The sequence below is a fragment of the Pontibacter locisalis genome (assembly GCF_042684605.1).
Classification (GTDB): domain Bacteria; phylum Bacteroidota; class Bacteroidia; order Cytophagales; family Hymenobacteraceae; genus Pontibacter; species Pontibacter locisalis.
Window position 1 is genome coordinate 176,779 of the sequence record NZ_JBHULU010000009.1, and the last position, 26,675, is coordinate 203,453.

At 45.2% G+C, this 26,675-nt stretch carries 24 protein-coding genes and 1 tRNA gene; 10 read left to right on the forward strand and 15 right to left on the reverse strand.

Annotation, left to right across the window (positions count from 1 at the left end; all coding sequences use genetic code 11):
* Positions 1-94: 94 nt before the first annotated feature.
* Both ACFSRY_RS06475 and ACFSRY_RS06480 read right to left on the reverse strand, forming a co-directional pair.
* On the reverse strand, positions 95-1,666 hold the full coding sequence (locus ACFSRY_RS06475) for an amidase family protein (RefSeq protein ID WP_377504232.1): 1,572 nt from the start codon (positions 1,664-1,666) through the stop codon (positions 95-97).
* A gap of 111 nt (positions 1,667-1,777) precedes the next feature.
* The gene (locus ACFSRY_RS06480) at positions 1,778-2,977 is read right to left on the reverse strand and encodes a phosphoglycerate kinase (RefSeq protein WP_377504234.1); all 1,200 of its coding nucleotides are present in this window, start codon (positions 2,975-2,977) and stop codon (positions 1,778-1,780) included.
* A 287-nt stretch (positions 2,978-3,264) separates the two neighbouring features.
* Here ACFSRY_RS06480 and ACFSRY_RS06485 point away from each other — a divergent pair, with 287 nt between their 5' ends.
* From ACFSRY_RS06485 to ACFSRY_RS06510, 6 genes are all read left to right on the forward strand, one after another.
* Positions 3,265-5,967, forward strand: coding sequence for a D-alanine--D-alanine ligase family protein (locus ACFSRY_RS06485; RefSeq protein ID WP_377504236.1), 2,703 nt, complete (start codon positions 3,265-3,267; stop codon positions 5,965-5,967).
* Positions 5,968-6,032: 65 nt separating this feature from the next.
* Positions 6,033-6,809, forward strand: a complete 777-nt coding sequence (locus ACFSRY_RS06490) for a PASTA domain-containing protein (protein ID WP_377504238.1) — start codon at positions 6,033-6,035, stop codon at positions 6,807-6,809.
* Between the two features lie 179 nt (positions 6,810-6,988).
* Positions 6,989-8,794, forward strand: a complete 1,806-nt coding sequence (locus tag ACFSRY_RS06495) for a T9SS type A sorting domain-containing protein (protein ID WP_377504240.1) — start codon at positions 6,989-6,991, stop codon at positions 8,792-8,794.
* Positions 8,791-9,096, forward strand: a complete 306-nt coding sequence (locus ACFSRY_RS06500) for a rhodanese-like domain-containing protein (RefSeq protein WP_377504242.1) — start codon at positions 8,791-8,793, stop codon at positions 9,094-9,096. Before ACFSRY_RS06495 ends, ACFSRY_RS06500 begins: the two co-directional genes overlap by 4 nt.
* Positions 9,097-9,631: 535 nt before the next feature.
* A complete protein-coding gene (locus ACFSRY_RS06505; RefSeq protein WP_377504244.1) occupies positions 9,632-11,032 on the forward strand; it encodes a S8 family serine peptidase in 1,401 nt (466 codons plus the stop codon).
* The gene (locus tag ACFSRY_RS06510; RefSeq protein ID WP_377504246.1) at positions 11,029-12,444 is read left to right on the forward strand and encodes a T9SS type A sorting domain-containing protein; all 1,416 of its coding nucleotides are present in this window, start codon (positions 11,029-11,031) and stop codon (positions 12,442-12,444) included. The genes ACFSRY_RS06505 and ACFSRY_RS06510 overlap by 4 nt, the downstream gene beginning before the upstream one ends.
* Positions 12,445-12,500: 56 nt before the next feature.
* On the opposite strand, the gene ACFSRY_RS06515 is transcribed toward ACFSRY_RS06510, so the two are convergent.
* Positions 12,501-13,727: a site-2 protease family protein gene (locus ACFSRY_RS06515; protein WP_377504248.1), complete on the reverse strand. Its 1,227-nt coding sequence runs from the start codon at positions 13,725-13,727 to the stop codon at positions 12,501-12,503.
* A 49-nt stretch (positions 13,728-13,776) separates the two neighbouring features.
* Positions 13,777-14,415, reverse strand: a complete 639-nt coding sequence (locus ACFSRY_RS06520) for an HAD family hydrolase (protein WP_377504250.1) — start codon at positions 14,413-14,415, stop codon at positions 13,777-13,779.
* 96 nt (positions 14,416-14,511) lie between these two features.
* Here ACFSRY_RS06520 and ACFSRY_RS06525 point away from each other — a divergent pair.
* Both ACFSRY_RS06525 and ACFSRY_RS06530 read left to right on the forward strand, forming a co-directional pair.
* Positions 14,512-14,585 (forward strand) — tRNA-Ile (locus ACFSRY_RS06525).
* 704 nt (positions 14,586-15,289) lie between these two features.
* Positions 15,290-15,685, forward strand: a complete 396-nt coding sequence (locus ACFSRY_RS06530) for a hypothetical protein (RefSeq protein ID WP_377504252.1) — start codon at positions 15,290-15,292, stop codon at positions 15,683-15,685.
* A gap of 94 nt (positions 15,686-15,779) precedes the next feature.
* Here ACFSRY_RS06530 and ACFSRY_RS06535 read toward each other — a convergent pair whose 3' ends face one another.
* Entirely contained in the window at positions 15,780-18,323 is a 2,544-nt protein-coding gene (locus tag ACFSRY_RS06535; RefSeq protein WP_377504254.1) for a TonB-dependent receptor domain-containing protein, read from the reverse strand.
* Between the two features lie 262 nt (positions 18,324-18,585).
* On the opposite strand from ACFSRY_RS06535, the gene ACFSRY_RS06540 reads away from it, so the two are divergent.
* Positions 18,586-18,999 carry an OsmC family protein gene (locus ACFSRY_RS06540; protein WP_377504256.1) on the forward strand — a complete coding sequence of 138 codons (414 nt, stop codon included), beginning with the start codon at positions 18,586-18,588 and terminating at the stop codon, positions 18,997-18,999.
* Positions 19,000-19,036: 37 nt separating this feature from the next.
* Here ACFSRY_RS06540 and ACFSRY_RS06545 read toward each other — a convergent pair whose 3' ends face one another.
* From ACFSRY_RS06545 to ACFSRY_RS06590, 10 genes are all read right to left on the reverse strand, one after another.
* On the reverse strand, positions 19,037-20,287 hold the full coding sequence (locus tag ACFSRY_RS06545) for a sulfate adenylyltransferase subunit 1 (protein WP_377504258.1): 1,251 nt from the start codon (positions 20,285-20,287) through the stop codon (positions 19,037-19,039).
* 1 nt (position 20,288) lies between these two features.
* Entirely contained in the window at positions 20,289-21,191 is a 903-nt protein-coding gene (gene cysD, locus ACFSRY_RS06550) for a sulfate adenylyltransferase subunit CysD (protein WP_377504260.1), read from the reverse strand.
* A 123-nt stretch (positions 21,192-21,314) separates the two neighbouring features.
* Positions 21,315-22,034, reverse strand: a complete 720-nt coding sequence (locus ACFSRY_RS06555) for a hypothetical protein (protein ID WP_377504262.1) — start codon at positions 22,032-22,034, stop codon at positions 21,315-21,317.
* Between the two features lie 348 nt (positions 22,035-22,382).
* Positions 22,383-23,627 carry a hypothetical protein gene (locus tag ACFSRY_RS06560; protein ID WP_377504264.1) on the reverse strand — a complete coding sequence of 415 codons (1,245 nt, stop codon included), beginning with the start codon at positions 23,625-23,627 and terminating at the stop codon, positions 22,383-22,385.
* Positions 23,628-23,676: 49 nt separating this feature from the next.
* Positions 23,677-23,967, reverse strand: coding sequence for a hypothetical protein (locus tag ACFSRY_RS06565; protein ID WP_377504266.1), 291 nt, complete (start codon positions 23,965-23,967; stop codon positions 23,677-23,679).
* Positions 23,968-24,027: 60 nt separating this feature from the next.
* Complete coding sequence (locus ACFSRY_RS06570) at positions 24,028-24,318, reverse strand: hypothetical protein (protein WP_377504268.1); 291 nt, start codon at positions 24,316-24,318, stop codon at positions 24,028-24,030.
* A gap of 55 nt (positions 24,319-24,373) precedes the next feature.
* Positions 24,374-24,703 carry a hypothetical protein gene (locus ACFSRY_RS06575; RefSeq protein ID WP_377504270.1) on the reverse strand — a complete coding sequence of 110 codons (330 nt, stop codon included), beginning with the start codon at positions 24,701-24,703 and terminating at the stop codon, positions 24,374-24,376.
* Positions 24,704-24,756: 53 nt separating this feature from the next.
* Positions 24,757-25,095 (reverse strand): potassium transporter KefB, encoded by a 339-nt coding sequence (locus ACFSRY_RS06580; protein WP_377504272.1) that lies wholly within the window; start codon positions 25,093-25,095, stop codon positions 24,757-24,759.
* A gap of 72 nt (positions 25,096-25,167) precedes the next feature.
* The gene (locus ACFSRY_RS06585; RefSeq protein WP_377504430.1) at positions 25,168-25,416 is read right to left on the reverse strand and encodes a winged helix-turn-helix domain-containing protein; all 249 of its coding nucleotides are present in this window, start codon (positions 25,414-25,416) and stop codon (positions 25,168-25,170) included.
* A gap of 66 nt (positions 25,417-25,482) precedes the next feature.
* A complete protein-coding gene (locus ACFSRY_RS06590) occupies positions 25,483-26,106 on the reverse strand; it encodes a hypothetical protein (protein WP_377504274.1) in 624 nt (207 codons plus the stop codon).
* A 213-nt stretch (positions 26,107-26,319) separates the two neighbouring features.
* Here ACFSRY_RS06590 and hpf point away from each other — a divergent pair, with 213 nt between their 5' ends.
* Positions 26,320-26,622, forward strand: a complete 303-nt coding sequence (gene hpf / locus ACFSRY_RS06595; protein ID WP_377504276.1) for a ribosome hibernation-promoting factor, HPF/YfiA family — start codon at positions 26,320-26,322, stop codon at positions 26,620-26,622.
* Positions 26,623-26,675: the final 53 nt, after the last annotated feature.

Genomic DNA, 26,675 nt, shown 5'->3' on the forward strand with positions numbered 1-26,675 from the left:
CTTCTTATCAAAGAAGTCTGTTTGCTAAGTTATAAAAAAAAAGCAACTCTACTTTATGCTTCACCTGTGCGATAGGCTTTGAATGCTAAAGGTTCTATTTCCCTGCTACTTTCTCACTAAACTTTACCGGTGGCTTACGATGCTTTGTTCCCTGTTCGTAGGAGTAAGTATATTTTATTAAAGCAGGTTCATCAAACATGCGGCCGAGGAACTGGATGCCGGCGGGTAAGTTCCCATACGTGTAACCCATCGGAACAGTAAAGGCAGGCTGACCGGTATGTGGAGCTATTATCTGGCTGTTGTCTCCTTTATATCCTTCAAAATCGCCAACCTTAGCAGGAGGGTTATTCCAGGTAGGGTAAATGATGGCGTCTACTTTGTATTGGTCCATCGCTCTCTCCACAGCATTTCTGAAAGCTATTCTTTTCGGATCCTGGTAAGCATCTCCGCAGGCAAGGGAGCCCTCTGCCCAAACAACCTGGTTCTTTTGGAAGTACTTGAGGTTTTCCTCTATGTATGGCGAGTACTTTCCCGTAGCAACAATTTCATTTAAGCTTTTTACTGGTACAGCGTCTCCCTGAGCAGAAAGGTAGTCATTTAGGTCTTTTTGAAAAACATCGCACCACTGGTCTTTGCGGAGACTATCGAAGTTGGCTATCTCAAAAGGATCTACAATTACTGCTCCTAAAGCTTTAAGGTCGGTGATGGCTTGTTCGAAAAGCACTTTTACCTGTGGATCAGGATCCTTTTCGCTCAGGGTCCGGAACACTCCGATGCGGGCCCCTCTCAGGCCATCCTTATCCAGGAACTGTGTATAGTTCTGGGGCACCTTTCCCTGGCTGTGTTTTGTGAGCGGGTCCGCAGGGTCATAACCGGCAATTACTTCAAGTACTTTTGTGGCATCCTCTACAGTTCGGGCCATAGGTCCGCCCACATCATTGCGAAGGTAAAGTGGCACAATACCATGACGACTTGTTAGGCCAAGTGTGGAGCGGAAGCCTACGAGTGCATTATGAGAAGAAGGGCCTCTGATGGAGTTGCCTGTGTCTGTACCCAGACCTACCGTGCCGAAGTTAGCGGCCACAGCGGCAGCCGTTCCCCCACTTGAGCCTGCCGGTACATGTTCCAGGTTGTAAGGGTTCAGAGTCTCACCGGCAATGGAACTGATCGATACCATAGGGCTAAAGGCCCACTCCGCCATATTGGATTTTGCAAGAACAATTGCACCGGCCTTCTTTAGCTCCCGCACCTGGTAAGCATCCTCAGCGGGTATGAATCCCTTCAGTGCCAGCGAACCGGCTGCTGTCTGCAGCTCCTCGGTGTTGTAGTTGTCTTTTACGATTACTGGAATGCAGTGCAATGGGCGCAGTCGTTTTGTCTTGTTGTACTCTTCATCCAGTTGGCGGGCTCTTGCAAGGGCATCAGGATTTGTGACTACAATGGCTTTTAGTTTCGTTGGCTGGTCATACTTTTCTATGCGGCTCAGGTAGGCAGATACCAGTTGCTGGCATGAGCAGGTTTCGTCTTTTAGGGCTTGGTGAATTTCTGAGATAGTTGCCTCCTGAAGCTCAAAGGTATCAGCTGTAGAGGAGGAAGTTGCTTCGGGGCTGCACCTGCTAAATAGCAAGAGGCAGAGAAGCAGATTTGCTACATAAGTAAGTTTCATGGGTGTAGGTGTGGATCAGTGAACGATTGTAAATATATTTCCAGAACAATATAAACAAAAATCCCCTGTCACTTTACAGTAACAGGGGATTTTCTATCTATAAAGTAACCCTTAGTAGTTGTCGCGCTCGATGGCAGCAACTCCCGGAAGGGTTTTTCCTTCCATGTATTCCAGCAAGGCACCACCACCTGTTGATACATAAGAAACCTTGTCGGCATAACCCAATTGGTTTACAGCCGCAGCAGAGTCTCCGCCTCCTATCAGGGAGTATGCTCCACGGCGAGTGGCCTCTACAACAGCTTCGGCTACAGCCTCAGTGCCTACTGAGAAGTTTGACATTTCAAAAACACCCATTGGGCCGTTCCAGAGTATTGTTTTTGAATTCGCGATTACATCCGCGTACTGCTCGCGGGCATCCGGACCAATGTCAAGACCCATCCACATCGGTTTGATATGATGGCTCAGGCAGGTGTCCACGTTTGCATCATTGCTGAACGCATCGGCAACCACGGAGTCAATTGGCAGCATCAGCTTCACTCCCTTTTCACGGGCCATGCCGATCAGGCGTTTAGCTAAATCCAGCTTGTCTGCCTCAACAAGAGAGGAGCCAACTTCACCGCCATCTGCTTTTATGAATGTATAAGACATGCCACCACCGATCAATAGGTTATCCACCTTATTCATCAGCTGTTCGATGATCATAATCTTATCAGAAATCTTTGCTCCGCCCATGATAGCTGTAAACGGACGCTCCGCATTATCCAGGATACGGCTGGCATTATCAAGCTCTGCGTGCATCACATAGCCCATAACCTTGTCGTTAGGGAAGTAACGTGCTATAACAGCAGTGGAAGCGTGCTCACGGTGGGCTGTTCCGAAGGCATCGTTCACATATACATCACCCAGCTTGGCCAGTTCCTCTGCAAACTCCGGATCACCTTTTTCCTCGGCTTTATGGAAGCGCAGGTTCTCCAGCAAAAGGATCTCACGCGGTCTTAGCTCTGCCGCCATTTGCTGCGGTTCAGGACCTACAGCGTCTGTTGAGAAGCGCACTACCGTGTCAAACTCCTCTTCCAATCTGCTAATGAGGTGGCGCAGGGAGTATTTTTCTTCTGGTCCGTTCTTAGGGCGACCAAGGTGCGACATAAGGATAACAGCACCGCCATCGTTCATTATTTTATGGATGGTTGGCACTGCCGCACGGATTCGGGTGTCGTCCGTAATGCGGTATTCATTATCAAGCGGCACGTTAAAATCAACACGCACCAATGCCTTCTTTCCGGCAAAGTTATACTGGTCTGCAGTTCTCATGAGGTAAATAAAGTTTCGTTATGCGTTACTCGTTGTTCGTTTTCTGCCGGATTTTGTTGTTGCTCTCCGGCCATAAGGCAAATATAGTGAAATGGCTATAATGTTGTAGGTTTACGATTTTGCCGCTTATTGGTTAATAGACCTTGGTGTTAAATTTGCGCACATTTGAACGTGAACGTGGTAAATGCCCGGAAACACCCGGCCAGAACTGAAAAACAAGGCTAAACAACATTTCACGCCTCATTTTAATATCTTAACTTTATACCTGTTTTATTACCTTTGCATTAATGAAAGTAGGAATAATCTTTGGAGGGCCATCGCGTGAGCGTGAGATCTCGTTTGCGGGAGGCCGTACAGTATATGATAATTTAGATAAGTCACTGTTTGAGGCAGTTCCGGTTTTCGTGGACAGCCTTGGTAACTTTATACTCCTGGACTGGCAGTACATTTACAAGGGCACTATCCGTGACTTTTACCCTCCGGTTGAGGCTCTTCCGGAAAGTGAGCATGGACTGCAGATTTACCTGGAGTCTCTGGGAGAGCTAAGTATAGCCGAACAGGATGCGATTATTGCAAAGGCAGGTAAGCGCCTGCAGCCAAACGAATTTAAAGAGCATTTTGAGTTCGCTTTCCTGGCACTGCATGGGCCTTATGGCGAAGATGGCAGCATTCAGGGACTACTGGAGTGGTACCATATCCCTTATTCCGGCTCAGGCATACTTCCTTCAGCTATTGGTATTGATAAGGCTGCGCAGAAAGAGATGCTGAAGCAGCATGGTTTCCCTACACCTGATTACAGAACAATACAGTATGCTGACTGGTCAAACCAGAGCCAGCGGCAAAGTATCTTTCATAAACTGGTAGCAGATCTAGGTTTGCCGCTGGTGTTGAAGGCCCCGCATCAGGGATCTTCTATTGGCGTCTCCATCATTAAAGAAAATGATTTTGCCGCTTTTGAGGCCGGGGTAGAACGCAGCTTCTTTACCAAGACTATCTATAAGAGCCAGTGGATGGCCTTAAGTGAAGAAAAGCAGCTGATGAGTATGAAGCAGCTTGTTGATATTCGCGAGGGAATAGGTATGCCGGTAATGCTACAGGATGGTAAAATTATTTATCACCCGGAAGAGCTGCTGAACCACATTAACCATACGTTTGACAGTTCTGCCACCGATAGCATCACCTTAACCAATGTGGAGCATGAGCAGCAGATATTGGTAGAAGCTTTCATACAAGGTAAGGAGTTCTCCTGTATTGTGGTGCAGGACGAGCAGGGGCAGCCAATTGCCCTGCCTCCAACCGAGATCGTGAAGGGCAGCGAAGTGTTTGACTATCGTTCGAAGTACCTGCCGGGTCTGAGCCGTAAGATCACACCAATTAACCTGCCAACAGAGCAGATCCAGGATATCAGGAAAGCTACCAGCAGGTTGTTTGCTGCATTTGGATTTAATGTGTATGCACGTCTGGATGGCTTTATTACCGATTCCGGGGAAATATTCCTGAACGACCCCAACACTACTTCGGGTATGTTGCCTTCGTCTTTCTTTTTTCACCAGGCAGCTGAGATCGGGCTGAACCCATCACAGTTCCTTACTTACATTATCCGCACATCGGTTGCAGAGCGCCTGAAAGCAGGAAAAGATACAGTGAAGCTGACGCGATTATTGGCTAAGCTGGACAAAGCTATAAAAGAAGAGCAGGCGCACCGTCATGATAAAATAAGAGTAGGGGTGATTATGGGAGGTTATTCTTCTGAGCGCCATATTTCAGTGGAGAGTGGCCGTAACATTTACGAGAAGCTTGCCTCATCTACAAAGTATGAGCCGCTGCCTATCTTCCTGACAGGCAGTAACGAGGAGCACCGCTTGTACATGATCCCTATTAACATCATGCTGAAGGATAATGCGGATGATATAAAGGAGAAGGTACAGTATTTCGAGAAAGGCGGAAAGCCGCACCCGGTACTGGCGCAGATTGTGCAGGAGGCCGAGAGCATTACCAGAAAGTATACAGGGCGTAGCCTGCAGGATCCTCAGCGAATAACCTATAGCCAGCTTAAAAACCTGGTGGACGTTGTGTTCATTGCCTTGCATGGTCGTCCGGGTGAGGATGGTGCTATGCAGGCGGAACTAGAGGAGCTACACATCCCTTACAACGGGTCCGGTATTCTTTCATCCAGAGTTACCATTAACAAGTATGAAACAAATGAGATACTTGCGCAGCACGGTGTGCCGGTTGCCAAGCATGCTATGGCGCTAAAGGAAGACTGGCTAAATAACTCTGATGAGTTCTTCAGGAAAATAGAGGCAGAGTTTGACTATCCCTTCATTGCGAAGCCTGCGGATGATGGATGCAGTTCAGCAGTGAAAAAGATCAAGAACAGGGCTGAGCTGGAAGCGTTCGCGAAGTTAATGTTTCGGGAAATGGAAGAGCTTGATACCGAATGTGCCAGAACTTTGTCACTTGGCTTTAAGGAGGAATTTCCGAACAAAGCCGGCTTCCTGGTAGAAACGCTGATTTCAAGAAACGGAGCAAAACATTTCTTAGAAATTACGGGTGGTTTGCTGACGAATTATAGCCCGGATGGCACAGTAAATTATGAGGTGTTTGAGGCTTCTGAAGCATTGGCCGAGGGAGAGGTGTTATCTTTGGAAGAAAAATTCCTGGCCGGAGAAGGACAAAATATTACGCCGGCGCGTTATGCTAACAACCCGGAGCGCCGCCAGAAGATTTCTGATAAGGTGAAGGAAGATCTGAAGCATGTGGCGCAGATTTTGAATATTGAGGGCTATGCGCGTATCGATGCTTTTGTGCGGGTACTGGAAAACGACGAGGTGGAAACAATCATTATTGAGGTAAACTCACTGCCAGGTATGACGCCAGCCACCTGTATCTTTCATCAGACGGCCATTAACGGTTATAAGCCTTACGACTTTATTGACCGCATTTTACAGTACGGCATCGAGCGTACAAAGAAGAAATTAGAGATATAATAAGTTAAAAAGTTAGATGGCTGCGGATCTAAACCCTTCCAGCCATTTAACAATTAAATTCACCCATGTTTAAAGCAAATTCTTTTGTAGATGTTCTAAAACATCTGGCCGTGATGGCAGCCATTGTTGCTGTTCTGGTAATTGGCTTCTTTTATGTTTACTTGCCTACTACCACTAATCATGGTGAGACGATCTCTGTTCCAAGGATAGAGGGCATGCAGTTGGCAGATGCGGAAGAGCTTCTGGAGGATCAGAACCTGCGCTATTTTATTAATGACTCTACTTATAAGCAAGACCAGAAGCCGTTCGAAATCCTGACACAGGATCCTGCTCCCGGAGCAAAAGTGAAGGAGAACCGTAAGATATACATCTCCATAAACATGAAGAACCCGCCGATGATCAAGATGCCTAACCTGATCGATGGTTCAGTTAAAAATGCAGAATTGATTCTGAAAAGCTATGAGCTAAAGAAAGGGGAAATTACTTATGTGCCTGACTTGCAGGAGAATGCGGTGCTGAAGCAGTTTGTTAATGGAAAAGAAGTAAAACCAGGCGGTCTGGTGCCAAAAGGAGCTGTGGTAGACCTGCATGTAGGCAATGGCTTGGGTAATACAGAGTTTGAAGTGCCTGAAGTGATTGGTATGCCTGTGGATGAGGCTTCTGTGCTGTTGGTAGGGCAGGGCTTGCAGATAGGGAACATAATTTATGTACAGGGCAGCAATGAACCAACGGGGACAGTTCTGAAGCAGCGCCCGTTTGCCGAGGTTGGCGCCAAGATCCGTGTAGGAGAATTTGTTGACCTTTGGGTGGCCGGTGAAGAACCTATTCAGGGAATAGAGTAGAAAATTTTGAAATTAACGAAAGCGCCTACCAGAAATGGTGGGCGCTTTCGTTAATACTATAGATTGTAATTCTGTAGAACAGATAATCTTCAGAGAAACTTTCGGTTAAACCAAAACAAGGTAAATTAGAAGGTGAAAATATCATCTTTCAAACATCATCAAATACCTGAATTAGCACTATGAGAAATACGCTGGCGCTTATTGTTGTTTTATTAATGGCGGGTGTGGGGGCCATGGCTCAGGTCGTACTTACGCCATTGCAGCAGGAGCCGCGCCAGCAGGAAAGGTGGGATATAGAAATGCGTACCACCACTAACGCACTTTCACTACCTTTCTTTGATGACTTTGCTGCCTCATATCCTGTTCCGGACCCGGATCGATGGAAGAATGGCGGTGTGTACATTAGCTATCGGTATGCCTTCGAACCGATCACAAAGAATGTAGCTTCTTTTGATGGACTCAACGCTAAAGGTATGCCATATGCGCCCGGTTCTGTAGGAACCGGTCCGTCTGATACCTTAACCTCCCAACCAATTTTGCTTGGTGGGCTTAATCCCGCAGATTCTGTTTACTTGAGCTTTTACTGGCAGTCAGGTGGCTTAGGTGATATCCCTGACAGGCTAGAACAGGTGAGCCTGCTGGTGGAATTTAAAGATGCCTCTGGTAACTGGCAGCAAGTATGGAGGCAGCCGGGTTTAGGAGAGGCCACTTCCTTTGCACAATCTTTTATAGGCGTTAGGGATGCAAAGTTTTTTCATGATGATTTCCAATTCAGGTTTCGCAGCATTGGTCAGCGTAACGGTTTAGCCGATGTCTGGAATGTAGATTACGTTGTGCTGGACAAGAACCGGCGCAGAGGTCAGAATGTTACCCGCGACATAGCCATTAGTGAAGGCATAAGCAAACTGCTAAAACACTATACAGCCATGCCTGCCAAACAGTTTTTACTGAATCCTGCGGGGGAGCTGGCAGAGGAGGTCACAGCTACAGTCAACAACCTTGGCGGGCTGCCGGGGGCCATCAGCTGGAGAGGGTACATCAAGAGGTTAAATACAACAGCCGCTGATACCTTTCTGCGTAACCAGGCATTGATCCCGTCGCAGGCGAGGCAGTTTCCTGTTTCAGGTACGCCAACTCTCGCCAATCTGATGCTTCCACAAGACCAGTTTGCGTTGGTGCACGGTATCATTCTTAACACGAACGAATTGGATATACGACAGCGTGCCAACGACAGCACCGAGCGTAAGACAGAGTTTGCCAACTACTATGCCTACGATGATGGCACGGCAGAGGCGGGTTTTAGCTTTGTTGGCTCATCCAGTACCCAGGTTGCGCAGCGCTATGACCTGAACCAGCCGGACCAGGTGGAGGCTTTCCGAATTTATTTCCCGAGGGTTCGCACTAACCTGGCAGGAACTTCACTTACATTCAAAGTATGGGATGATGAGGATGGGGTACCTGGCAAAATTTTGTACCAGCAAAACTTCCAGATACAGTACAGCGATTCTCTGAATCAGTTTTATGAGGTACAACTATCGAAACTAGTGCCTGTAGAAGGTCGGTTTTATATAGGATGGCAACAGCCTGGCAGCTTGTTTGTAAATGTCGGCTTCGATAGGAATGAGAGAGCAACAGGCCGCCGCTTTTTATTTACAGCCTCGAATAATTGGACTGAGGAAACAGAATTAGATGGAGCCATTATGATGCGTCCGGTTATGGCTGGGGAAGCCCTTGGTGTAGAGGAAGAATTAGAGGCTGCCAGAATAAAGGTATTTCCAAATCCTTCAACCGGCAAAGTGTTTATAGAAGGTGAGTATGAGAGCCTCCGCGTTTATGATATTACAGGCCGTGAGGTGTACCGACATAAGTTTTCAGGTGAAAACACTCCCTTAACCTTAAATGGGCTTGCACCTGGCCTCTATACTTTGCGTATTCAAACTAGAAGAGCTTTAATAACAAAAAAAATAATACTTACTAAACTATGATTACATCATCAGACATTACAGTAGAAGAATTAAAGGAGCGCCTCAATAAAGGAGAGACTCCTGTAATTATAGATGTGCGGGAAGATTGGGAGTACCAGGAGGCCAATATTGCAGGGGCAAAGAACATACCGCTAGGCGCTCTGCCTAATCAACTCGAGGATCTGGAGGACCTGAAGGATCAGGAAGTGATTGTGCAGTGCCGTTCCGGTGCCCGATCTGCCAATGCCAAGGCATTCCTGCAGCAGCAGGGTTTCAAAAATGTACGCAATCTTTTGGGCGGTATTCTGGCTTATCAGGGATAACCAAAATAAAATAGCAAATACAGAAAGGCTGTAGGGGAATACCTCTACAGCCTTTTTGCTTAATCAAATTCTTGCCTGGTATTCACAAAAAATGTCTCTAAATTATACCTGTAACATGTCCTGTATGCTATAGGTCGGCTGCTTGGTATTTTGTGATTCTCTCTGCTGCTTATTTGTAAAGTGCAACTTGTCTGAATAAAGGTTAGGCCATTCATTAGTTCTAAACCTAACTTAGCTCTATGGTAAAGGATAGCAAATAACTTTGACGGGTATAGGGTTTATGTTTGGCTATCAAAGTTTAAACGTTGTTTAACGTATTGTATTTTAGGGTCTTACGTGAAGATGAAAAAGCAGTTTATTCTTTTTTTATCCCTACAATATGCTTTTAAAATATAATTAATTAAGGATGTAGGGCCGTATTTAAAGTCTTTACAAAAGGAATATAATATCTTGGTAAACTATAAGACCTCATCTATTTACTTACATCTCACAAATTACCTTAAACATTTATGTCTCACTTTTACCCATTTACATTATGAGAAAAATTATAGCCGTTGCTGTTTTTTGCCTGTTGGCGGTAAGCCAGATTTTTGCGCAAGCATATCTGGACCCTAAGCTTAGAGCAGCACTAACCAACAGAATACTACCTGTACAAGTCGTGGTAACCTTTAAAGGAGAAGGAGCTCCAACTCTCCTGGACATTTCATCCCTTACACAAGTTGGTATCACACAAGGCTTAACCCTAAGAGCCCTTCCTATAGCTGGTGTGCTGGCAACAGCACCTCAGGTGGAGGCACTTGCAAGAAACTCCCGTGTATTGTCTCTTTACCTGAATGAATCTCTTAAGTATGAGAATAACTCTGCTACTGCACTTACCGGTGTTGATAAGGTTCGTAATGAATTGTCCTTCACCACACAGAACGGCGGTTTACCAGTATCAGGTAAAGGCATTGGTGTACTCGTCAACGATAGCGGTGTAGACGGTACACATCCTGATTTGATGTTTGGCAAAAACCTAAAACAAAATGTAACCGCTGCCACTAACCTTAATTCGGTTGCAGGTATTCTACCCTATACCCCCTTGGAGAACATCCCTAACACTGACGCTACAGGTGGGCACGGTACGCACGTAGCGGGTATTGTTGGAGGTACTGGTCAGGCATCAACAGGAAAGTATACTGGCGTTGCCCCAGGAGCTGATCTTGTTGGATATGGTTCTGGTGCGGCTCTGTTGCTGCTAGACGTGCTTTCCGGTTTCGACTATGCGATCATAAATCAGGCACAGTACAATATCAGGGTTATCACTAACTCCTTTGGTACTACGAGTGATACAGGCACAGAGGTAAATCCTGCTGACCCGATTACGCTAGCTACCAAGCGTTGCGTGGACAGAAATATTGTAGTAGTATTCTCAGCTGGTAACTCCGGCCCAGGCTCAGGCACTATAACTGGCCAGTATAAGAAGGCTCCATGGGTAATCGCCGTTGCTGCGGGAGATAAATCTGGTCGATTGGCAGACTTCTCTTCAAGAGGAATCAAAGGAAAAGGCGGCTCCTTCACGCTTGATGGGAAGGCTTATACCTGGCAGGATCGTCCTACTGTGACTTCTCCCGGCGTAGATATTATTTCCACAAGAGTTATTGCCCCGGTTTCTTCATTGTCTGCTGATAAGGATGCGACTGAGCTTGAGCCGGCACATGTACCTTATTATACTCACATGAGTGGCACTTCTATGGCAGCGCCACATGTGGCTGGAATTGTAGCCCTTCTTTTGGATGCTAATCCAGCATTAACGGTAGCCCAGGTGAAGGATATTTTGCAACAAACAGCTACAAACATTCCAGGTAGAGAGTCTTGGGAAGTTGGTGCAGGCTATGTGAATGCCTATGCCGCTGTTCAGGTAGAGAGTCTTGGGAAGTTGGTGCAGGCTATGTGAATGCCTATGCCGCTGTTGACAAAGCTTTCAGAGCTGCTGCTCCTTACGGATCAACACTTAACCTGACAAGGACTTTTAACAGCAATGTAAATGCAAACAATCTTACAGAAAACTTTACTATAAATTACAACCCCGCAACTCCTGCCACAAACACCTATACCTTTAATGTAGCAGAAGGTACTACAGGCATCGAGGCAAAAATCAAGGCAAGTGGCGTAGAAGGTGAAACGGGCAACCCTGTCAGGCTATCTCTAATCTCACCTAGCGGTGTAAGAACCAGCGCCGGAATTCCTGTTTTATTTGCTCTTAGTACAGACCGAGGCGTAGCCGTAGCCTCCCCAGAAACCGGCACCTGGACAGCTGAAGTGTCCGGCCTAAACGGAGTGGCGTTTCCAGAGCAGATTAAAGGTGTAGTGAGTATGCTGACAGCAGCAGGCACTACTGGTTTGAGCGACATAGCAGGCCATCCGGCAGAGGCTGCTATCAAAATGGCTATAAGTGCGCGCCTGGCGGATGGGCTAACAGGAGGCGGGTATAAGCCCGATGAATTGTTAAAGCGCATTGACATGGCAGATTACCTGATGATGGGAGAGGGGATACGCCAGTTCCTGCCTATTGATGGGTCCTATACGCTGACAGATGTGAAAGAAAGAAACCTGCTGGCAGAGTCCATAACAGCCAAAGGTGGTGCCTTACGAGACAAGGAGCATAAATTTAACGGAATCATGCTTCCTTCAGCACCTGGTAAGTTCTCTCCTTACAGCAAAGTGAACAGAGCGGAAGTAGCCTACTCGCTCGTGCAGGCTTTAGGGTTACAAGAGTTTGCGCTGGAGCGCAATGGCAAAGTACCAACAGTTGAGGTTGATGGCACTAGTTACCCAATTGAAGATGCCGCAGAGATTCCGGAGGGTCTGGAAGGATATGTTAGTGTGGCCCTGGAGCTGAATCTCATAAACGCATATTTCTCTTTAACCCAAAGGCCATACGACCTACAGCCAACGCTGCACGCAACCTTTAAACCCCTGCAGGATGTAACTCGCGCTGACTTTGCTGTAATTATTACCCGCACACACGGCCAGTGGAATACCGGTGCACAGCCTTTGGCTAGCTCAAGCACTTCAAACGCAGTGACAGCATCGGAATTAAATGCTACCGAGGAGCGTATTTACAGCTATCCTAACCCTTTCTCTAACAAGGCTACTATCAGCTATGTTGTTCCGCAGGATGGGCCGGTGCAGGTGGCAGTTTATGACGTTCTTGGTAAGAAAGTTAAGACATTGGTCGCGGATACTATGAAGTCCGGAAATTACACCGTGGAATTTGACGCTGCTGCCTTACCAGGCGGTACCTATATTTATCGTGTAGAAGCAGGAAACAAAGTGTATTCTAATAGAATGATCTTAACGAAGTAAGCTTTATCTCTTACGTGTTAGCTAAAAGGAGCTACCCGGAAGGGTAGCTCCTTTTTCTATTCTACAATAAATGGAGAGGGACTGAAGCAGATCAGGAAAATAATAAATGCTAAAACTCCCAGTGCTTTTCTTGCAGGAGTAAGTGGTGCCTCAATAGGGCAGGACGGATGAAAAATTCCCATTACTCTTGAGAGTAGCAATCCGAATACAAGCCAGCCACTATACCCGTCTGCATCCGGAAAAAAAGTGCTGATGAGCATCTGCGCCGCAAGAATAACCCCGGCTAGGTACAGACTGTATTTTAATTTTGGTGTGGCTGGTTCCAGCACAAATACTAGGTAAAGCAGGTAGAAAGGCCACATCCAAAAATAAGCTTCAAGCTCAGGCAGCATTTCGGCAAAGCTGTACTGCAGCAGTAGCATGCCCATCGTAGCTGCCAATCCCATGCGCCTGTCTTTTAAAAGTTTGATAAAAGCCCAGTAAGTAAATGGTGCAAAAAACACCAGAAGTTCTTCTGCCCAAACCGGTTCCCGGTAAGGAGAGATCACCCCAAGGCCCGCATAAAGTATAAAGAGGCTAAAGAAGATAGGAGAGAGGCGGTTGAAACGCTTATAACCTAAAAGACCATACAGCACATGCCCTCCATCCAATTGGCCAATAGGGAGCAGGTTAAGAGCAGTAAAGAACAAGGCGAGGTACCCGGCAAATAAAAGGGGGTAGTGCATCATCTCATACTGGTTTGGTACCAGGGCTGGGTCAGCCACAAATTTCTCAAAGAACATAAACAGCAAGTTCTTACCTAAGGCAAGGCTCCCGAAGCCGTCCTGGTACACGTATTCAGCGTAGTTTAGCCCAAACTGCCTGTACTCCGGGTGAATGTTGTAGATGTATTCCGGTTGTGGTAAATGCGTGAATGCATAGATGAGGAGTGGTATAGCAACAACAAAACCAGCCAAAGGGCCTGCTATCCCGATATCAAAGAACTGTTGCCGTGAAATAATGCGGCTTTTGATCCGAATAAAGGCACCCATGGTGCCAATGGAGGCTGTTATTCCAAACCAAAGCGGAATGTAGTAGGGGAGCGTTACATTGGTCCGATAGTGCTTTGCGGTAAAGTAGTGGCCAAACTCATGCACCGTAAGTACTCCCAGAAAGGGTAATGAAAAATAGAGTCCTGCTGCAAATTCTGCCCAGGTAATAGTGCCGGTCCAGGAGAAGCCCTCTCTTCCTACAAAAAACAATTTGCCAAACGTCCATTCAGTGCCCGCAACTGTTGTGGTCACTAAAGTCAGGCAGAATAGAAGGAGATGCAACGCATAGGTTTGCTTTTGGCTATACTGCCTCATTATTCTGAAAAAACTTGTTTATGGTAAGAGGTGGTTGCAGGTGCAGTGTCTTTAAGCCTAACTCATCGGCACTCTTAACATGCTGAATGCTGTCGTCGATAAAGAGCGTTTCTTCCTTGTTAAGGCTATGCTGGTTAAGGATCAGTTTGAAAATTTCAGCATCCGGCTTACGCTTACCAACTAAATGGGAATAATAAGCCCCTTCAAATAAAGAATCAAGGCTAGGGATAGTAAAACTATGCTCTACAATCTCATTAAAGCGCTTAAGGTGAATTGCGTTGGTATTGCTAAGCAGGAAGATGCGGTACTTTTTTCCTAGTTCTAACAAAAGATCAATACGCTCCTTTGGGATGTCGAGCAACATAGCGTTCCAGGCCTCGTCTATTTCCTCATCGGAAGCATTCGGCATTTTATAAGACTCACGCAGGTTATTACGGAACTCTTCGGAAGAACTGTTGCCGGTTTCGTACAGGTCAAATAGGTGAGACTGCTCTTTCTGGCTAAATTCTATCTGGCAATCGTCTTTGCACAGCTTCTGTAGTTCTTTTATGCTTTTCTGGTAATCTATGTTGATTATGACCCCGCCGAGGTCGAAGATTATATTTTTAATAGGTGTAAGGTCCACTTGAAAAAAAATAATGAGTTGGTATTTGATATATTGAATGCAAATATGTAAAATTGCACTCCCAAATCAAAGGAAGCACATTCCTAAGAGGGGAACGGGCCTATAGCTCATTCGGTTAGAGCAACTGACTCATAATCAGTAGGTGGCTGGTTCGATTCCAGCTGGGCCCACGTTGATAATCAAGCACTTATACCACATGTGGTGTAAGTGCTTTTTTTATTTTGCTCCATTTATACAGTGTTTCCTGCTTGCTGGGTGTCTATGGTACCTGCAAAAACCGACAGGACCGAAAGTTAAAAGTTGAAAGTAATGGATGGTTTACGGCCGTTGCCCTTACTTTTACTTAGAGTTAGTCCCAAAAATTTTTGATGCAACCGGCCTGCAGATAGTCGACACTTAAAGAAGGCATTTAATTTAACAGCTTTTCCAGGTCAATCATGTCTAGGTACGGCTCCAAATGTTTTCTGCTCTCAAACCCGTGCACTAGAGCTATTTGGTCATCTTCGGGAGAATACCAGACCTCAGCGAAAAAGTCAGTTAGGTGGTAGAGGGCAATGTTGCAGCCCATATAGGATCGAATAGCGAGAAACTTACCTAATCTCCAGACAAGTTAGGCCCGTTGCTCTCTTGGCAGATAATTGAATTGGTAAAAGTCCATTGTTTAGGCTATACTACTTCTTTTACGGTTTCCGCTGTTTAGGGGCCAACAGAGAAGCTTCTCTAATCTACAGGAGCCGGCGTTTGCATACAGATAGTTAAAAAGCCTGTGAATAACTCATTTTGCCAGCGAGGCTCCATTTTAGGCTGAGGATAGCTTTTAATCTTATTAAGTAAAATAATTATACTTTTTATTTGATAGTTCGTATAAAAGATAGTGAAAGAACCTATCCTGCATCCTCTTAAACGAAGTCTTGCCAGAACAGCGGTAAATCTGCTCTGTGGCATAGAGTTGGATGAGTATGGGTTTTACGCGTATGTGTTTTACAGCGTAGACAAAAGTAAACTACAGTGTGCCCTGTATGTTGGCTCAGAAAGTGTACTCCAAGGGGCAAGCTTTTCTCCCACCCTCTTCAAAGAACCAGATAAACTGGATGCCATTGTAAAATTAGCCAGGTATACCATTACTTCTCCTACCTCCAATGTGAAGTACATGGAGTGGCGTGATACTAAGGATGCGCTTCGGGTTGATGGACTTCTGGAAAGGTACGAAGACTCCTATACAGACGCTGTGATCAGGCTTTTTAAAGCGTTTTATCAACTGCAACGATAGGAAAAAATAAATTTTAAAATAGCAAAAGCCCCTCCATTAATGGAGGGGCTTTGTCATTGGTAGTAAATAGATAGGTAGTAGTTATACTGTAATCTTAGCCTACACCGTTTCCGTCGCCCTGCTTAGCATCATCGTTGCGGATGCTCTTCTTGCGGCGAGGCGGCTTTTGCTGGTCCATCTTACCGAAGCGGTAGTCGAAGGAAACACGTACACCACGGTTAAAGTTGTTGATGCGTACATGCTGCTCATAAGCACGAGGGTTTACTGCTGTTCGCGGTGCATTCACGTCGTTCTTCATGCGCATGTTTTCGCGGAACGGATTATCCAAACCAATGCTCACGCCACCTTTTTTATCAAACAGTTCTTTCTTGATAGATAAGCCATGGTAAGAGAAGGCTGCAAACCTGCCCAGTAGCTGTATTCTCTGTGAGTTGAACCCTCCATTAAATTGAGCCGTAATGCCTTTCCCAAAGCTGTAAGAAGTGTTGGCGTTAATGTTGTACATCCAGCCGCTGTTGCTATTGTAAGCACTCTTCAGGTCTACGTAGTAGATGTTAGAGCTACCGCCAATGGTCCAGTTGTTTGTTGGCTTCGTGTTGCCAAATAAGCTAACTCCGTATGTTTTGTTTTTAGCAATGTTCTGGAATGTCAGCAAAGTAGCTTCTCTCTGAGAACCGTCCTCCTCTGTAACTGTGATGATAGAGGCAATTGGTTCGATAGCGTTATCAGTTTGGCGCATGTAACCTGTAACGTTTATCGAAGTTGTTTTGAAGAATGTGCTGTAGCCTATTTCGTACAGGTCAGTTAACTCTGCGTCCAGGTTGGCGTTACCTTGCACGAAGGTGTTAGATGTCTGTTCCTGGCGATAAGGGTTCAGGAAGAACATAGAAGGACGCTGTATACGCTGTGTGAAGTTTGCTTTGAATGTGTGCTTATTCTTCAGGTTATACGATAAAGCTATGCTTGGTATAAAGTTGTCGTAATTAGTAGTGTAGTCTTTATCATTGCCGATCAGGTCTGCGCTGATATCAGTGTACTCATAACGGCCACCAACCTTCACATTCAGGAGCTTCTTCACCATAAAACCATAGGTTAGGTAAGACGCAAACACATCCTGCTGATAAAAGAAATTATCTACTCTTGTAAATTCGGCGTTGTTGGCAAAGATATCACGATACACTGCATCACTTTCTACATCACGGAATATGGTTTTAGCTCCAATTTCAAACATTGTCTTGTTCTTGAAAGGATGCGTGTAATCGGCCTGGAATGTTAATTCTCTGTTAGCACCATCGTTGGTGTTGCGCTTCTGCGTAAATGGAGTTTCCCCTTCGTTATAAAAGTCCTGGCTAATGTTGTTCTCAGTATTTGTAACAGAGTATAAAGACAACAGCGCTAGTTCCTGACCAGGATTCTTGAAGCTGTGCATAAAGTCCAGGTTATAGTCTGTGCCTATGCGCTGGTTCCGCATGGTGATGTCGTTATTGAAGTCAGGCTCGGTAAATGCACCGGTATAAACGTACTGGTCGTTTGTTAAACGGAAGCCGCCACCATTGGTACGAATGCCGCCGGATAAGTTGTTCTTTGGGTTGAAGTCATACTCAAACCCAAGTTGTCCATTCATGAATGCACCTCTTGGGCGTGTTTCACCTCTTTGAAAGTTGAAAGAAGACTCATCCCTATCGGTAGTTTCAGGATTATCATAGCTGATAATGGTGTTGGTCATGTTTCCTCTGTTGTAGAACATGTTGCCACCAAAGTTGCCATTTATCCCTAGTTTGCCACGACGGATGTTCAGGCTTGCATTACTGTTGCTTCCGCGCGTTCCGGCAGTTGCAGCCACAGATCCTGTTACTCCCTGTAAACCACCATCGCGTTTGGTGATGATGTTGATGATACCGGCAGTGCCTTCCGCGTCGTATTTGGCAGATGGGCTGGTAATCACTTCTACAGATTTTATCTGGTCAGCCGGGATTTGCTTTAATGCATCAGCAACACTACCCGCCATAATAGCCGAAGGTTTGTTGTTGATCAGAACGCGCACATTTGAACTTCCGCGTAGCTGCACATTACCATCATTATCTAGCGATAGAGAAGGCACTTTCTGAAGAACGTCAGCAGCGTTACCGCCAGCGTTCGTAATGTCTTTATCTGCGTTGTATACAGTCCGGTCGATTTTCTCTTCAACAAGTGGCTTCTCTCCTGTAATCACTACCTCACTTAGCTTCTTTGCATCGGAGGCCAATGAAACGGTGCCTACATTTACATCTGCATTATCCGAAGAAACCACTACGTTTTCGATGGTTTGTAACTGGTAACCCAGAAAAGACACGTTGAGGTTGTACTTGCCAGCAGCTATTCTCTGGATGGTAAAGCGACCTTTGTCATCAACCATTGTTCCGTCTATCGGCTTGCCTGTGACAGTGCTGATCAAAGCCACAGTGGCAAACTCAACAGGCTTTTTTGTTTCGGCATCCAGTACCACGCCACTAATTTTGGCATTGCCTTTTGGAGCAGTGGTGCCTGGTATAGCAGCGGAAGACTGCTGTTGCGGACGACCTTGAGTGGCGCCAGGACCTTGGGCGAATACCTGAGCGGTACTTAAGCCTAATAAAAGTAAGAGTACTTGCTTCTTCATAGTTTATGCGGTAAAATTTCTGGTAGTAAAAACTGTTTTATAAGCTTGTCTGATCATGATAATGTATTGAACAGAACAAAGTAAATTCGCTTTTTTGAGTTGCTAAAACAGAATATACCAATACTTCTCATTTCCATATAAAGAGGCAAAAGTAACCGATGAGCAGTTGGTAGTTGATTTTGTCTATTTTGTCGGTAGAGGAGGAGGAGAGTGAAATTTGAATCCTATTTTTATACTTTATACTTTCGGGAAAAAGAAAGACATGGAAGTTAATTTAACACGCGTAGATCAGGATTATCATTTTGTTGCAACAGGATCAGCCGGGGTTGAACTGCACCTGGATGGAGCTCCGGAGATTGGAGGACACAATGCAGGAGCCCGGCCCATGGAGATGTTGCTGATGGGGCTTGGCGGCTGTAGCGCCATTGACGTTATACAGATTCTTAAAAAGCAGCGTCAGCAAATAAGTACTTTTGACATCAAAGTATCAGCAGACCGTGTAAAGGTAGGGGAGTGCTCTCTGTTCGGAACCATTAACGTGCACTTTAAACTTGGTGGGCCACTTGATGAAGGCAAAGTGCATAAGGCTATCCAACTTTCCCTGGATAAATATTGCTCGGTAGCGATGGTCCTTTACAAAACAGCTGAAATAACCTACACCTTAGAACTAGTGTAAAAAGGAAAGCCGCTGCAATAGTAAAAGCGGCGGCCTTTTACTCCACCTCAGTCACCATTCCAGCACCTACAGTAGCAAAGGAGACCTCATCTACTAAGATAAATCCACCGTTGCTTCGGTTCTCTTCATACTTGTCCAGGAGCAAAGGTGTGGCTGTTTTTATTTGAACGCTGCAGATTTCGTTCAGCACCACCTTATCCATATCATCCAGTTTTTCCATTGTGTTTACATCCAGCTTGTAATCGATGGCCTGGATTATACACCGGGTTTCTGTGGCGTTGTGGCGGAGCAGCATCTTTGCACCAGGCTTTAGCGCCTTTTTGTGCATCCAACAGACAATAGCCCCAAATTCCCTTGTTGCCTCCAGGTTATCTTTGCTCTTCACAATAGTGTCGCCACGACTAACGTCTATCTCATCATTCAGTTGTAGCACGACGGACATAGGGGCAAAAGCCTCCTGCAGATCTTGATTACCCAGTGCAAGAGTTCTTATGGTTGTAGTCTGGCCGGAAGGAAGCACGGTAACCTCATCGCCGGCTTTGTAGGTGCCACTGATTATTTTACCAGCATAACCCCGGTAATCATGGTGTTCAGCAGTTAGAGGGCGAATTACATACTGTACCGGAAAGCGGGCATCATCCAGGTTAATGTCTGAGGCTACCGGAACAGTTTCAAGGTAGTTTAAAACTGTTGGCCCCTCGTACCAGAACATATTCTCAGATGGTACCGCGACGTTATCTCCTTTAAGTGCACTTACCGGGATAAAAGCTATTTTTTTACTCCTAAATTGTGAAGCAAACTGGCTGAATTCCTGTACTATCTCCCGGTATATAGTTTCGTCAAAACCTACCAAGTCCATTTTGTTCACGCAGATTACAAGCCTTGGAATACCTAATAGCGACGAGATAATGGCATGACGACGGGTCTGTTCCTGTACACCCTTTCGGGCGTCAACCAGAATAACGGCAAGATTTGCGTTGGAGGCACCAGTAACCATGTTGCGGGTATACTGTATATGGCCCGGAGTGTCGGCAATAATAAACTTGCGTTTTTCTGTGGTAAAGTATTTGTAGGCAACATCAATAGTGATCCCCTGCTCCCGTTCTGCCTTTAGGCCGTCGGTGAGCAGCGAAAGGTCTAATTGCCCGTCTTCGTTCTGGCGGCCTGTGCTTTGTATTGCCTCCAGCTGATCTTCGAATATTTGCCGGGTATCGTACAGCAGCCTGCCGATCAAGGTGCTTTTCCCATCGTCTACGTTGCCGGCTGTTATGAAACGCAGTAAATCCATTCTAAAAGTAACCTCCTTTCTTTCTGTCTTCCATGGCTGTCTCAGATAATTTATCGTCGATGCGGGTGGCGCCACGTTCACTAATTTTTGACTCCAGGAGTTCAGCAATTACACCGGCTGCATCAGAAGCAGCAGATTCTATGGCAGCTGTACAGGTCATGTCGCCAACTGTTCGGAAGCGTACCTGCTTACGCACCACAACATCCTCCGGCTCCGGTTGAAGGTGTCCTGACCAAGCCATCAGCTTTCCATCTCTTACAAGGCAATCGCGCTCATGGGTGTAGTAAATTTCCGGGAGGTTTATTTTTTCACGCTTGATGTAGTTCCAAACGTCTAGTTCTGTCCAGTTGCTTATAGGGAAGACGCGAACGTTCTCCCCTTTGTGAATGTGCCCGTTGTAGATGTTCCATAATTCCGGACGCTGCCGTTTCGGGTCCCATTGGCCGAATTCATCGCGCACAGAAAAGATGCGTTCTTTTGCCCGTGCTTTCTCCTCGTCACGGCGAGCACCACCAATACAGGCATCAAACCCAAGCTCTTCAATAGTTTCCAGTAAGGTGAAAGTCTGCAGCGCATTGCGGCTGGCATAACGGCCTTTCGGCTCTGACAGGCTTCTTCGTCTAATAGTATCCTCCACATAGCGTACAATCAGAGTTTCATCCAGCCTGTTTGCCAGCTCATTTCTAAAACGGACTGCTTCCGGAAAGTTATGACCAGTATCTATGTGAACCAGGGGAAAGGGGAACTTGCCGGGCCTGAAAGCTTTTTCTGCAAGATGTACTAGTGTTATAGAATCTTTACCCCCTGAAAAGAGCAGGGCAGGCTTTTCAAACTGTCCGGCAACCTCCCTCATGATATGGATCGCCTCTGCCTCCAGCTGATCGAGGTAATTCAGATGTCTCATCCTCTTCGTGTATTGTTTCGCGTGTTGGGATGTACGGGAAAATCACGTTTAGATTTCTGTTAACAGTAATATTTCTGTTCCTGTATCCTGCCAGGAGGCCTTAAATATTATTTGGTTTACTTTTTAAGCAGCCAGTTGTGCAACATACTTGACTAAGGAGCGCTTGGCTATCGGCAGCAGGGAATTCTCCAATGGTACCGGTACCCGTGACACAACAGCAAAAGTAGCGGGATTTGGCAGCTCCTGTCTCTCCCGTACCAGCTGTACCTTCAGGTTCTCATGAGTTTGAGCCAGGCCCCGGCGCACTGTCTGCAGCAGCTGGGTGTTGATTCCTCTATATTTCTCATAAGTATTCTCAAAAATGGTAATGCGGTACAGGTATACCTGTGTCTCTTTACCTGGGTAAGCTTCCAGAAAGAGGTAGCCTTCGTTGTGGTAAATGGGGGTTATGCCTACGGGGCTGATTTCAAGATGACGCTCCACAAAATCATAAAGCTCTTTTCCCTCTTCTACAGCCTCACCAAAAAGCGGTGCAGCATATTGAATGATCTCTTCTATCTGTTGCATGGTTTCATCGTCTTCTACTATCTTCTCATAAACCAGCTCCAGCTTTTCAAAATCAGCACGACTAATCCGGTCAGGAAATTGCTCATACACTAGCTTTTTATGCTCCTTTACCTGAAGCAGGTTTCGGTAGTGCATGATCAGATCTGAGAAAACGGGGTAAAGACGCTGCTGCCCAAACTCAGTTTTAGCAGCTTGCAGGTAAGCTAATAACAAGTACTTTTTATATTCAAAATCGATCAATCCTTCGGTGAGCCAGTTAAAAGGTAGGGTGCTCATAATTCCTCCAGCTTTTGGTTATACTTGCTTTATAAACGAAAAAGGCTGGGGATTAGGTTAGGAATTTGAAAGTGAAAAAGTTTGAAGATGCACTGCCTGATATATAATTTGACCCTGCTAGTACACAAGGTATAATAAAATGGCTATTCAAATGCAGAACAAGGAAGTAAGCTGTTAGCCATAGTTTGGTAAGTCCCTGTAAAAGCGAAGTAGAATATATACAAGCAGGAAGGCAGAATTTCAACTAAAGTAACAGTTCCAGGGTTAACTCTTAGAGGCAGCTGTTTAGGTGGTAAAAGAGGCGCCCATTGTACTGAAAGCCGTGAGCGCCTCTCTTGGGAAACACACTTAACTAAAACTAAACAATAAAGGGAAAAGAAATACGACGATCATAGCCCAGATAGCATAAACCGGCAAGAACATAGCGATATGCCTGCCAACACTTACTGTATCAGACTTTTTAGTAACACTCCTGAAAAGTGCTGCAGTTACCAGCAACAGGTTTACCAGAATCAGGATGTTGCCTCCCATTACCGCCAATCTGTTTGGAGTAATGCCCCATTCCGCTATCCGGAACAGTATGGCCGAAAGCGCAATGCCATTCACAAGTACAGTTACAACTGATAGTAGAAGTAGCACCCAAATGGCTGTTGTGCCTTTCGCTGTTTTCGAACTTTCAGCCACAGAGAAGAAAATAATTGCCATAACCCCGATCAGCAGTAAATTAAAGATGATCAGAAAATCACGGTCGTTGTAAGGGTCTTTGCCTGAGAACAAGATGGCAAAGAGGTAAATAACCAGCATGATAAGTACCAGTGGACTGAAAATTTTTGCAATAACTGGAGATACTTTGCTTACCAACTGTGGATTGGTTTGTGTCAGGTAAGTGCCAACTATAGGTGCAGCCGCAAGTCCAAAAACGCCAACATATTCGAAGTAAAACTTCTCAATCTGAAAACCGATCAGCGCGAAGAGTCCGATTGTTAGCCCCGTCATTATACCGCCGGCAATAAGGATGAGGGTTGTCATTACGATCAGATCACCATTGTATCTTAAGTAATCAAGTCGTTTATTAAAGTCTGGCAGGTTATTGCCCACAAAGGCAGCGCCTAATAAAAACCACAATAGTAATGGCAAATGAATGCATGCCAGTATCAGTGTGTCGCTATTATTGGTCCCTGGAAGAAGGTTAATGTAAATAAGTGAGAGGAGCATCACTCCACAGATCACAACAATATTTTTAAACTGTAAGTTGTTTTTCCAGGCGAAGTAGGCGGTCAGGAGTGGTAGAAAGATAAAGCCTATATTTCTGGGGTAGAAGAACTCTTCATCGACTTGGAATATACCCGGTATTTTGGCAATCAGACCTGCCACCAGTGCGGCAATTATCACAAAAAATAATTCCCTGCCAGTGCCCCAGTTAATCTCATCACTTTCATAGCTCAGCCTTTCGTTCCAGAAATCAGCGAGTGTGTTACCCTTAAGTTCCGGATAAATGGCGCTGAACTCCCGCTTGAAAGGCGCCTTATTGCTGCGGTACAGCTTTTCGAGCTGCCCGGGGTCGTTTAGATGAGAAAGTATTTCATTTTTCATGGCTGATTTATTTGATCTGTAGAAAGTATACTCCTGATTATATGATATTCTACAACTTGTCAATCATATCTCCTAGGTCGCTTACCCCTAACGTAAACATGAAAAGGGCTATGCCCAGCATGAGTTTTACTATAAGCGGAATCGTGAAACCTAACTTCTTCCTGATGTAGGTATTAGCAGGGGGAAAGTAAACCAAAGAAATTATCAGGTAAGCAATACCTGGAACGAAGTGTACCAAAGCCATATTTAGTATTCCCACCACAACAAGAGCTAAGCTAAATATCCAGCCGCTTATACTCCAGATCGTAGGTTCTTTATCCATTGCAATTTTATTTTCCATAGTTATTTCAACTTTAAAATCCGCCTAAACTTCTTTTAATTCTGGTCTTCTTGTCTCCGCTTAACTTCCGGCGAACGGCGTTCCGAAGACACCTACTGCAAGCTCCGCCCAAATGAGGAATAGTGCTACCAAAATTATTGCAATGATGCCGATTTTGTAATCCATGTTCTTTACAAATCTCCATGTGAATTCACAAAGGAGGCCAGTGCCGAGTAGGAGGACTCCAGCGACTATAAAATCGAATACATTCCAGTTCACTTCATCTGTGAACAGCATCCCTAGCAGTGGAATAAGAAGTATAAGGCCTACACTGAATACAATGCCGATAAGTCTTTTATTTTGCGTAATCATGATTTTGTTAGATATGTATATATTGAATCTTACTGTTGTTGAAGCGCTTCCCGGACTATAAATCCATCATCATTAATTCGATCTTATCGAAAAGCTCACCCACGCCCATTGCTGACCAGATAATGAAGATGCCCAGGAGAATTCTCATTAGCCTAGTCCAGAGAATAGAGAAGCCAAACATTCTCTTGAGAATAGCATTTACCGGAAGAAAATAAACTAAAGAGAGAAGAATGATGAATACCCCGAAGCCGGGGTCGTTCCCCCAAAAGGTATTCACGACACCGATGGCAAAAAATGCCAGGCCAAACACCCAGCTGATGATGTTTAAAGCAGTAGATCCGTCATTTTTCGATAGTTCTCCGTGATGTTCATTTGTTGTATTCATAATTCTGTTTTTTAAAGTTTAACAATTATTTTGATTCTGATATTTAAGGATGATTAGTCCCACATGGTGCCGTGCAACCCTAGAACAACACCAAGCCAGAGCACAATGACATACCCGATCAGGCTTAGTATATGAGCCAATGTTTTTCTCCAGCTGCCCTCGCTACGCAGATGGTCCAGGTTGTAGTATAAAACACCACCTAACGCACCGGCTAAGGGAACGACAACTAATGGTCTAATTATCCATAACTTAGGCCAGTTCGGGTCAGGTTCTCCAGCCGAAAGAAGAAAAACTGTGATCAGAATCAAGGCAATTCCCGCACCTTGCAGCATCCGTTTGCTCACCGAGGCTGCATGAATCGGATTGTTTTGAAATTCATTTCCATGTGCCATATCAATTTGGTTTAGAGTAAAAAAAAAATTATTAAAGTACTTTGAAATGCAAAGTAAGTTGCCAAAAAAATATCAGCTGTCTTTCCTGTTACTTAAAATTAGCTGTTCCAGCGCATCAAGATGACTTTTAAAGGCTTCACGGCCTGTTTCAGTGGCATGGTAAGTTGTGTTTGGCTTTCTGCCTACAAACTGCTTCTCCACGCGCAGATAATCGGCTTCTTCCAGAGCACGCAGGTGGCTGGCCAGGTTACCGTCTGTTAATTGCAGTGTATCTTTCAGTGTGCTGAAATCAACACGGTCCTCTACCATCAGCACCGACATAATCCCGAGTCGTGCCCTGCTTTCGAAGGCTTTGTTTATGTTTTCAAGGTGCTCTTTCACGGGTTGCTAGCGTTCGTATTTAAAGTACATCAGCATACCGTATATAATGTGTAGCACTCCAAACCCTACAGTCCAAGCCAGCAGCCCATACCCCACAAAAAAGCTGGCGATCAAACCAAGTATAATTTCGAAAATGCCAAGGTACCGGATATCATTCAAGGTATACTTGCTGGCATTTAACAAAGCACAGCCATAGAAAACAAGCATTACTGGCGCCACTAAATATAGTAGGTCATGGTAGATTAGTGCTGCACAAAACCCACCTCCTGCTGCCAATGGAATAAACAGGTTTAAAAGCAGGCGCTCAGTCTTGCTATCCCAAATTCGATGATGGCTTTTCCGGGCATTGCGAGCAGTAAAATAAATAGCAGAGCAGAGTGCAAGTATAAACACAAATGCCGCCATAGAGATTATAAACAGTACAGAGTCTCTTGACAGGTCGCGGCCCAGCGTCTGGTTATAGTTTATATTGTGCGTAACCAGGTACCATTTAACTACAGCTGCACCAATAAGCGCAGAGACTCCGGCTGCTACACCTGAAAGGCCGCTAAGCGAAATAAACCGGGAAGAGCGATCCATAATCTTCCGGATCTCATGCAGTTCTGCTAATTGATCTTGCTGCTGATTCATTTTAAAGCACTTTGAATTTCAAAGTTAGTAATGGTTTACGTAATGTCAATAGACAAGTATAAAAATAAAGTAATAAAATTTAAAAGCAGACTTTTAAGGTAGTGCAGAGTGACCTGCACATCAGAAACTAACCAAAGCTATTGTCTTACGTTTATACTGAACTCAAATGTGGTACAGAGAAAATAATATTAAATAATACTGAAATTAAAAATTATGAATTATACAGAACATTTTGAAGGCATAAAACTGGACGTACAAGCCGTGGATATTGAAATATCTGATGCGCTACAGCAAAGCGTACGCGACTCTATCTCTAAAATAAAGCGCCATGCCCGAATAGACTCTGTGGATGTGTACTTTAAGGAAGAGACTGCTCAGTCAACTAACCAGAAGAGTGTGCACATGCGGGTTGGTATACCCGGTAATGATGTATTTGCACAGGATGAGGGTGATAACTGGTTTCAGTTGCTGAAGAATGTAGAAGAGAAGCTGAAAAAGCAGCTTGAAAAAAGATAAGCCGCTGATACAGCATGAATACTGAGACGGCCCTGCAGTTTTCTACTGCAGGG

Bases quoted from the DNA above. Each gene is read 5' to 3' on its own strand.
- ACFSRY_RS06565 (WP_377504266.1), bottom strand. From the start codon at position 23,967: ATGGAAAATAAAATTGCAATGGATAAAGAACCTACGATCTGGAGTATA.
- ACFSRY_RS06555 (WP_377504262.1), bottom strand. From the start codon at position 22,034: ATGAGCACCCTACCTTTTAACTGGCTCACCGAAGGATTGATCGATTTT.
- cysD (WP_377504260.1), bottom strand. From the start codon at position 21,191: ATGAGACATCTGAATTACCTCGATCAGCTGGAGGCAGAGGCGATCCAT.
- ACFSRY_RS06505 (WP_377504244.1), top strand. From the start codon at position 9,632: ATGAGAAAAATTATAGCCGTTGCTGTTTTTTGCCTGTTGGCGGTAAGC.
- ACFSRY_RS06500 (WP_377504242.1), top strand. From the start codon at position 8,791: ATGATTACATCATCAGACATTACAGTAGAAGAATTAAAGGAGCGCCTC.
- ACFSRY_RS06585 (WP_377504430.1), bottom strand. From the start codon at position 25,416: ATGTCGGTGCTGATGGTAGAGGACCGTGTTGATTTCAGCACACTGAAA.
- ACFSRY_RS06590 (WP_377504274.1), bottom strand. From the start codon at position 26,106: ATGAATCAGCAGCAAGATCAATTAGCAGAACTGCATGAGATCCGGAAG.
- ACFSRY_RS06485 (WP_377504236.1), top strand. From the start codon at position 3,265: ATGAAAGTAGGAATAATCTTTGGAGGGCCATCGCGTGAGCGTGAGATC.
- ACFSRY_RS06570 (WP_377504268.1), bottom strand. From the start codon at position 24,318: ATGATTACGCAAAATAAAAGACTTATCGGCATTGTATTCAGTGTAGGC.
- ACFSRY_RS06480 (WP_377504234.1), bottom strand. From the start codon at position 2,977: ATGAGAACTGCAGACCAGTATAACTTTGCCGGAAAGAAGGCATTGGTG.
- ACFSRY_RS06560 (WP_377504264.1), bottom strand. From the start codon at position 23,627: ATGAAAAATGAAATACTTTCTCATCTAAACGACCCCGGGCAGCTCGAA.
- ACFSRY_RS06575 (WP_377504270.1), bottom strand. From the start codon at position 24,703: ATGAATACAACAAATGAACATCACGGAGAACTATCGAAAAATGACGGA.
- ACFSRY_RS06545 (WP_377504258.1), bottom strand. From the start codon at position 20,287: ATGGATTTACTGCGTTTCATAACAGCCGGCAACGTAGACGATGGGAAA.
- ACFSRY_RS06535 (WP_377504254.1), bottom strand. From the start codon at position 18,323: ATGAAGAAGCAAGTACTCTTACTTTTATTAGGCTTAAGTACCGCTCAG.
- hpf (WP_377504276.1), top strand. From the start codon at position 26,320: ATGAATTATACAGAACATTTTGAAGGCATAAAACTGGACGTACAAGCC.
- ACFSRY_RS06540 (WP_377504256.1), top strand. From the start codon at position 18,586: ATGGAAGTTAATTTAACACGCGTAGATCAGGATTATCATTTTGTTGCA.
- ACFSRY_RS06495 (WP_377504240.1), top strand. From the start codon at position 6,989: ATGAGAAATACGCTGGCGCTTATTGTTGTTTTATTAATGGCGGGTGTG.
- ACFSRY_RS06475 (WP_377504232.1), bottom strand. From the start codon at position 1,666: ATGAAACTTACTTATGTAGCAAATCTGCTTCTCTGCCTCTTGCTATTT.
- ACFSRY_RS06580 (WP_377504272.1), bottom strand. From the start codon at position 25,095: ATGGCACATGGAAATGAATTTCAAAACAATCCGATTCATGCAGCCTCG.
- ACFSRY_RS06490 (WP_377504238.1), top strand. From the start codon at position 6,033: ATGTTTAAAGCAAATTCTTTTGTAGATGTTCTAAAACATCTGGCCGTG.